Annotated in this window: 7 protein-coding genes; 3 read left to right on the forward strand and 4 right to left on the reverse strand. The window is 71.5% G+C overall.

Annotated features, from left to right (window positions below):
* Positions 1–1,587: transketolase (locus VE614_RS20465; protein ID WP_324938881.1), on the reverse strand; the 1,587-nt coding region annotated here is incomplete at its 3' end.
* A 448-nt stretch (positions 1,588–2,035) separates the two neighbouring features.
* Between VE614_RS20465 and VE614_RS20470 the strand changes: the two genes are divergently transcribed.
* From VE614_RS20470 to VE614_RS20480, 3 genes are all read left to right on the forward strand, one after another.
* Entirely contained in the window at positions 2,036–3,004 is a 969-nt protein-coding gene (locus VE614_RS20470) for a heme o synthase (RefSeq protein WP_414719617.1), read from the forward strand.
* Between the two features lie 94 nt (positions 3,005–3,098).
* Positions 3,099–3,431 (forward strand): hypothetical protein, encoded by a 333-nt coding sequence (locus tag VE614_RS20475; protein ID WP_086170037.1) that lies wholly within the window; start codon positions 3,099–3,101, stop codon positions 3,429–3,431.
* 101 nt (positions 3,432–3,532) lie between these two features.
* Positions 3,533–4,639 carry an amidohydrolase family protein gene (locus VE614_RS20480; RefSeq protein WP_324938885.1) on the forward strand — a complete coding sequence of 369 codons (1,107 nt, stop codon included), beginning with the start codon at positions 3,533–3,535 and terminating at the stop codon, positions 4,637–4,639.
* Between the two features lie 44 nt (positions 4,640–4,683).
* Here VE614_RS20480 and VE614_RS20485 read toward each other — a convergent pair whose 3' ends face one another.
* From VE614_RS20485 to VE614_RS20495, 3 genes are all read right to left on the reverse strand, one after another.
* The gene (locus VE614_RS20485; RefSeq protein ID WP_324938888.1) at positions 4,684–5,691 is read right to left on the reverse strand and encodes a COX15/CtaA family protein; all 1,008 of its coding nucleotides are present in this window, start codon (positions 5,689–5,691) and stop codon (positions 4,684–4,686) included.
* A 75-nt stretch (positions 5,692–5,766) separates the two neighbouring features.
* Positions 5,767–6,546 (reverse strand): ABC transporter permease, encoded by a 780-nt coding sequence (locus tag VE614_RS20490; RefSeq protein WP_324938891.1) that lies wholly within the window; start codon positions 6,544–6,546, stop codon positions 5,767–5,769.
* A partial coding sequence (locus VE614_RS20495; protein ID WP_324938894.1) for an ABC transporter ATP-binding protein occupies positions 6,543–7,374 on the reverse strand: 832 nt, incomplete at its 5' end. The genes VE614_RS20495 and VE614_RS20490, both read right to left, overlap by 4 nt.

Raw genomic sequence — 7,374 nt, forward strand, 5'->3', positions numbered from 1 at the left:
CTCGCGCCAGGCGATGGCGGTCTCGTTGGCGTCGGCCGGGCGGACGACGTTCAGGCCCGGGATGGCGCGCAGCGCGGCCAGGTGCTCGACCGGCTGGTGGGTCGGGCCGTCCTCGCCGAGGCCGATGGAGTCGTGCGTCCAGACATACGTCACCGGCAGGTGCATCAGCGCCGACAGCCGCACCGCGTTGCGCATGTAGTCGGAGAACACCAGGAAGGTGCCGCCGTAGATGCGGGTGTTGCCGTGCAGGGCGATGCCGTTCATCTCCGCGGCCATGGCGTGCTCGCGGATGCCGAAGTGGATCGTCCGGCCGTACGGGTTCGCCTCCGGGAGCGGGTTGCCCGCCGGGAGGAACGACGACGTCTTGTCGATCGTCGTGTTGTTCGAACCGGCCAGGTCGGCGGAGCCGCCCCACAGCTCGGGGATGACCTCGCCGAGGGCCTGGAGCACCCTGCCGGACGCGGCACGGGTCGCGACGCCCTTGCCGGGCTCGAAGACCGGGATCTTCTCCTCCCAGCCGGCCGGCAGCTCACCGGCGGCGATGCGGTCGAACTCGGCCGCGCGCTCCGGGTTGCTGTTGCGCCACTCCTGGAAGGACTTCTCCCACTCGGCCTTGGCCTGGCGGCCCCGCTCCAGCGCCTTGCGGGTGTGCTCGATGACCTCGTCGGCGACCTCGAAGGTCTTCTCCGGGTCGAAGCCGAGAACGCGCTTGGTGGCCGCGACCTCCTCGTCGCCCAGCGCCGAGCCGTGCGCGGCCTCGGTGTTCTGCGCGTTCGGGGCGGGCCAGGCGATGATCGAGCGCATGGCGATGAAGGACGGCCTGTCCGTGACCTTCTTGGCCTCCTGGATCGCGGCGTAGATCGCCTGCGGGTCCAGGTCGCCGTCGGCCTTGGGCTCCACGCGCTGGACGTGCCAGCCGTATGCCTCGTACCGCTTGACGGTGTCCTCGGAGACGGCCGTCTCGGTGTCGCCCTCGATCGAGATGTGGTTGTCGTCCCACAGCAGGATCAGGTTGCCGAGCTTCTGGTGGCCGGCGAGCGAGGACGCCTCGGCGGAGATGCCCTCCTGGAGGCAGCCGTCACCGGCGATGCAGAAGACGTAGTGGTCGAAGGGGGACTCCCCGGCGGGGGCCTCCGGGTCGAACAGACCACGCTCGTAGCGGGCGGCCATGGCCATGCCGACGGCGTTGGCGACACCCTGGCCCAGCGGGCCGGTGGTGGTCTCCACGCCCGTCGTGTGGCCGTACTCGGGGTGACCCGGGGTCTTGGAGCCCCAGGTGCGGAAGGCCTTCAGGTCGTCCAGCTCCAGGCCGAAGCCGGCCAGGTACAGCTGGGTGTACAGGGTCAGGGACGAGTGGCCCGCGGACAGCACGAACCGGTCGCGGGCGACCCACTCGGCGTCCGCCGGGTCATGCCGCATCACCTTCTGGAAGAGGGTGTAGGCGGCGGGCGCCAGGCTCATCGCCGTACCCGGATGGCCGTTGCCAACCTTCTGTACGGCATCGGCGGCCAGGACGCGGGCGGTGTCCACGGCCCGCTGGTCCAGCTCGGTCCACTCGAGGTCTGTGGTGGTCGGCTTGGTGCTCACCCTGGGTCAGGGCTCCTCTCCACATGTCGAATGCCGGTGTGGGCGTACACCGACCGCCGGTGCACTCCGCGCCCACCGGCCGTTGTCGAGCCTACCCCCGCGAGAACGTGCATTTTTTCGAGTCATTACAGACTGCCGGGACTCTCGGGAATCCGCCTCCTGACTGGGCCGTACCGGCTTTCGCCATGTGAATACGCGGGCGCTCATCTGACCGCTCAACCGTCGTCCGGCCGGCCCATCTGAGGGGGTGCGGAACAGCCGTCCGAAGGTCGTCCGGGAAATGTCCCGGTGATCCTCCGGATGATCGTTTCCGGCCCCTCGTACGCACGTCGGAGCGCGCCGCCCAACACGACCCCACCCCCGCGAAGGCCGGGGTATGGGCAACGTCTACAGTGGCGTGGTACGCGCGAGCCCTTTACCGGCACTTCACACGGGAAGGCTCGCTGGGATGTCTCTGTCAGGGGTGTGCGTGACGGCCGTTGAATCCCGTCCTGCGGGGGTTATCGGGACGAGCCAGAGCCCGAGTCACCGGCCGTTCGGGGCCCGTGCGAAGGCGTTCGTGGCGCTGACCAAGCCGCGGATCATCGAGCTGCTGCTGATCACCACGGTGCCGGTGATGTTCCTCGCCGAGCGGGGCGTGCCCGACCTCGGTCTGGTGCTGCTGACCTGCGTCGGCGGGTACCTGTCCGCCGGTGGCGCCAACGCGCTGAACATGTACATCGACCGCGACATCGACGCGCTGATGGACCGCACGTCGCAGCGTCCGCTGGTCACCGGCATGGTCAGCCCGCGCGAGTGCCTCGTCTTCGGCATCACTCTCGCGGTGGTCTCCACCCTGCTGTTCGGCCTCACCGTCAACTGGCTGTCGGCCTGGCTCTCCCTCGGCGCGCTCCTCTTCTACGTCGTCGTCTACACGATGATCCTCAAGCGCCGGACCTCGCAGAACATCGTCTGGGGCGGTATCGCCGGCTGCATGCCCGTGCTGATCGGGTGGACCGCGGTCACCGGCTCGCTCGCCTGGGCCCCCGTGATCCTCTTCATGGTGATCTTCTTCTGGACGCCGCCGCACTACTGGCCGCTCTCCATGAAGGTCAAGGAGGACTACGCGCGCGTGGGCGTGCCGATGCTGCCGGTCATCGCCTCCAACAAGGTCGTCGCCAAGCAGATCGTGATCTACAGCTGGGTCATGGTCGCCGTCTCCCTGCTGCTGACCGTGCTCGGTTACACCGGCTGGTTCTACACCGTGGTCGCCCTGGTCGCGGGCGGCTGGTGGCTGTGGGAGGCGCACGCGCTGCAGAACCGGGCGAAGGCCGAGGTCACGGGCGGGAAACTGAAGGAGATGCGCCTGTTCCACTGGTCCATCACCTATGTGTCGCTGCTCTTCGTCGCCGTCGCGGTGGACCCCTTCCTTCGGTAGACACCTTCCGTACCGGCCGCCGGGCGGGGTACGTGGTCAAGGCCACGCACCCCGCCCGTCGCCGTTCGATCTACCCGTCGGTAGCATCCTGGCCATGGCAGACACGCAGCAGGTTGACGCGAAGGCCGAGCGCACGGTCGCCCGGCTCGCCAAGCGGATCGGCGCCTTCTCCAAGGCGCACGGCGGGGCCGAGGGCCAGGTGGCGTACCTCGGACAGCGCGGCGCCCGGATCGTCCTCGTCGGCGAGGACGGCGGCTGGGGCGACCTGGTGGCCCCCTCCTACGCGATCGCCGAGCAGGCCGTCGCGAAGGCCGGGATCACCGTCCACGAGGACTTCGACGGCGAGTTCGCCGCCAAGGTGAGGACCGGCCCGTACGAGTGGACCCGCATGGCGGGCATCCAGGTCGGCGGCCCCTCGAACGGCTGACAGTCGTCGGCGGTTCGCACGGGGTGTGCGACCGCGGTACCCGACACCCGGTTCACCCGTTAGGACTCGTAGGAGTACGCGGTCCAGTCACGGGAGTCCGGATGATCGAAACGCCGTCCCTCGTGGACCAGTACTGCCACGGCGTACTGAGAACGGAGCTGGGCCTCGGCACCTTCGAGGCCCAGCTGGCCCGCACCGAGGGACCGCCCGCCCCGGGCACCACCCTGTTCGACACCCAGACGGGCTTCGCCGTACGGCGCTGGTGCCCGCCCCTGCTCGGCCTGGAACCCCACTGCCCGCCCGCCCGCTATCTCGCCCGGCGCCGGGAACTGGGCGTCCTGGAGGCCGGCCGGCGGCTGCTGCGCGGCAGCGGCATCACCACCTATCTCGTCGACACCGGCCTGCCCGGCGACCTCACCGGCCCCGCCGAGCTGGCCGCCGCCTCCGCCGCCGAGGCCCGGGAGATCGTCCGGCTGGAGCTGCTGGCCGAGCAGGTCGCCGACACCTCCGGCACCGTCGAGTCGTTTCTCGCCAACCTCGCCGAGTCGGTGCACGGCGCCGCCGCGAACGCGGTCGCCTTCACCTCCGTGGCCGGTGTCCGGCACGGCCTCGCCCTCGCGCCCGAGCCGCCCGGCCCCGGCGAGGTGCGCGGCGCGGCGGGCCGCTGGCTGGCCGCCCGGCCGGTCGGCGGCGAGCTGAGCGACCCGGTGCTGCTACGGCATCTGCTGTGGAGCGCGGTCGCCACCGGCCGGCCGCTCCAACTGCACGCCGGGCTCGGCGAGCCGGGGCTGCGGATCGACCGGACGGACCCCGTGCTGCTCACCGGCTTCGTCCGCGCCACGGCGGGACTGGGCACCGACCTGGTGCTGCTGCACGCCTATCCGTACCACCGGCACGCCGCCCACCTCGCCGGCGTCTTCCCGCATGTCTACGCCGACTCCGGCGCCGCCCTGGTGCGCACCGGCGCCCGCGCGGCCACCGTCCTCGCGGAGATCCTGGAACTCGCCCCCTTCGGCAAGATCCTCTTCTCCAGCGGGGCCCAGGGGCTGCCCGAGCTGCACGTCGTCGGCGCCCGGCTGTTGCGCGAGGCCCTGGCCCGGGTGCTCGGCGGCTGGGTGGCCGAGGGCGCGTGGTCCCTCGGGGACGCCCAGCGGGTGGCGGGTCTGATCGCGGCGGGGAACGCGCGGCGGGTCTATGGGTTGGAGTGAGTGGGAGTGAGCGGCCCTTGCCCGGGCGGCCCGGGGGCGGCTGGTCAGGCCGTGGCCAGCGTCCGGTCCGGCCGCTCCGGAAGGTCCGCCGGGTCCGCAGCGGGCCGCTCGCGCAGCGCCAGCAGCACCCGCAGCGTGCCGATCCACACCAGGCAGGAGCCGAGCATGTGCGCCCCGACCAGGACCTCGGGGAGGTCCGTGAAGTACTGCACGTAACCGATCACGCCCTGGAGCAGCAGGATCACGAACAGATCCCGGGTGCGGCCCAGCGGGCCCTTCGGCGCGTCGACCGCCTTCAGCACGAACCACAGCGCGAACGTCAGCGTCACCACGATCCACGCCAGTACGGCGTGCAGCTTGCTGACCATCTCCCAGTCCACCCGCATCCGCGGCACCTCACTGGAGTCACCCGCGTGCGGGCCCGCGCCGGTGACGACCGTGCCGACGGCGATCAGCAGCACCGTGACGGCGACCAGCACCCACACCAGCTGCTGCACGGACTTCCCGACCAGCGGCCGGGGCGCCCCGTCCCCCTCCCGGGTGCGCTGCCACATCACGGTCGCGACCGCGATCAGCGCGGAGGAGAGCAGGAAGTGCGCGGCGACCGTGTACGGGTTGAGACCGACCAGCACGACGATGCCGCCGAGGATCGCGTTGCCCATCACGACCCAGAACTGGGCCCAGCCCAGCCGGATCAGGTCGCGCCGCATCGGCTTCTGCGAGCGGGCCGCGACGATCGCCCAGCCGACGGCCGCGCACAGCACGTACGTCAGCATCCGGTTGCCGAACTCGATGGCGCCGTGCAGACCCATCTCCGACGTCGCGGTGAGCGAGTCGTCGGTGCACTTCGGCCAGGTCGGGCAGCCCAGACCCGAGCCGGTGAGCCGGACCGCCCCGCCGGTGACCACGATGACCACCGACATGACGAGCGCGGCGAGAGCGGCCCGCTGAACCGTCCGGGGATCGGGGGTCCAGCGTGCGGCGATGAAGGCGAGCGGGTTGCGCAATGCCGCTGCGGCGTCGGCGCGGGTCAACTTTGGCACGCGCACCATCGTAGGGGGCTGCTTGTGCACGCGTTCACGAGGGGTGCGAAACAGCCCGCACGGCCTATTCGCCGCTACGTCCCGTCACTCCCAGCGGAAGAACTTTCCCGCCGCCGCCAGTCCCGCGACCGCCCACACGGCGAGGATCCCCAGGTTCCCCCACGGCATCCCGGCGCCGTGCTGGAGCACGTCCCGCAGGCCGTCCGACAGGGCGGAGATCGGCAGCAGGCCGAGGAGGTCCTGGGCGGCGGGCGGGAACTTGTCCAGCGGCACGATCACCCCGCCGCCGACCAGCAGCAGCAGGAAGACCAGGTTGGCGGCTGCCAGCGTCGCCTCCGCCTTGAGGGTGCCGGCCATCAGCAGGCCGAGCCCGGAGAAGGCCGCCGTGCCGAGGACCAGGAGCAGCAGGACGGCGAGCGGGTTGCCGTGCGGCGACCAGCCCAGCGCGAACGCGATCACCGTCACCAGGATCACCTGAAGCACCTCGGTGACCAGCACGGACACCGTCTTGGCGGTCATCAGGCCCCAGCGCGGCAGCGGCGAGGAGGCGAGCCGCTTGAGCACGCCGTAGCGGCGTTCGAAGCCGGTCGCGATGGCCTGGCCGGTGAACGCGGTCGACATCACGGCGAGCGCCAGGATGCCGGGCGCCAGGAAGTCGACGGCCTCGCCCGCGCCGGTGTCGACGATGTCGACGGTGCTGAACAGGACCAGCAGCAGCGTCGGGATGATCACCGTCAGGAGCAGCTGCTCGCCGTTGCGGAGCAGCATCCTGGTCTCCAGGGCGGCCTGGGCGGCGATCATGCGGGGGAGCGGGGCGGCGCCCGGCTTCGGGGCGTAGGTGCCCTTTCCGGCCGTGGTGGTCATGAGCGCAGCTCCTTGCCCGTCAGCTCCAGGAAAACGTCTTCCAGGGTGTGCCGTTCCACCGAGATCCGGTCCGGCATCACCCCGTGCTGGGCGCACCAGGAGGTGACCGTCGCCAGCAGTTGCGGGTCGACCTTGCCGACGACCCGGTAGGACCCCGGCGTCAGCTCGGCCGCCGCGCAGTCCGCGGGCAGCGCCTTGAGCAGGGAGCCGACGTCGAGGCCGGGGCGGCCGGTGAAGCGCAGGGTGTTCTCGGCGCCGCCCCGGCACAGCTCCTCGGGGGAGCCCTGGGCGATCACCTTGCCGGCGTCGATGATGGCGACGTCGTCGGCGAGCTGCTCGGCCTCGTCCATGTAGTGGGTGGTGAGGACGACCGAGACGCCGTCGGAACGCAGGTCGCGGACCAGGTCCCAGGCGGCGCGGCGGGCCTGCGGGTCGAGTCCGGCGGTCGGCTCGTCGAGGAAGACCAGCTCGGGCCGGCCCACGACCGCCATCGCCAGCGCGAGCCGCTGCTGCTGTCCGCCGGACAGCCGCCGGTAGGCGGTACGCCCGCAGGAGCCGAGCCCGAGCCGTTCGACGAGCGCGTCCACGTCGAGGGGGTGGGCGTGCAGTTGCGCGACGTGGCGCAGCATCTCGTCGGCCCGGGCGCCGGAGTAGACGCCGCCGGACTGGAGCATCACGCCGATCCGGGGGCGCAGCTCGCGGGACTGGCGGACCGGGTCGAGGCCCAGGACGCGCACCGTGCCGGAGTCCGGCTTCCGGTACCCCTCGCAGGTCTCGACCGTGGTCGTCTTGCCCGCCCCGTTGGGGCCGAGGACGGCGGTGACGCCC

Origin of the sequence: Streptomyces sp. (assembly GCF_035645055.1) — a bacterium.
Classification (GTDB): Bacteria; Actinomycetota; Actinomycetes; order Streptomycetales; family Streptomycetaceae; genus Streptomyces.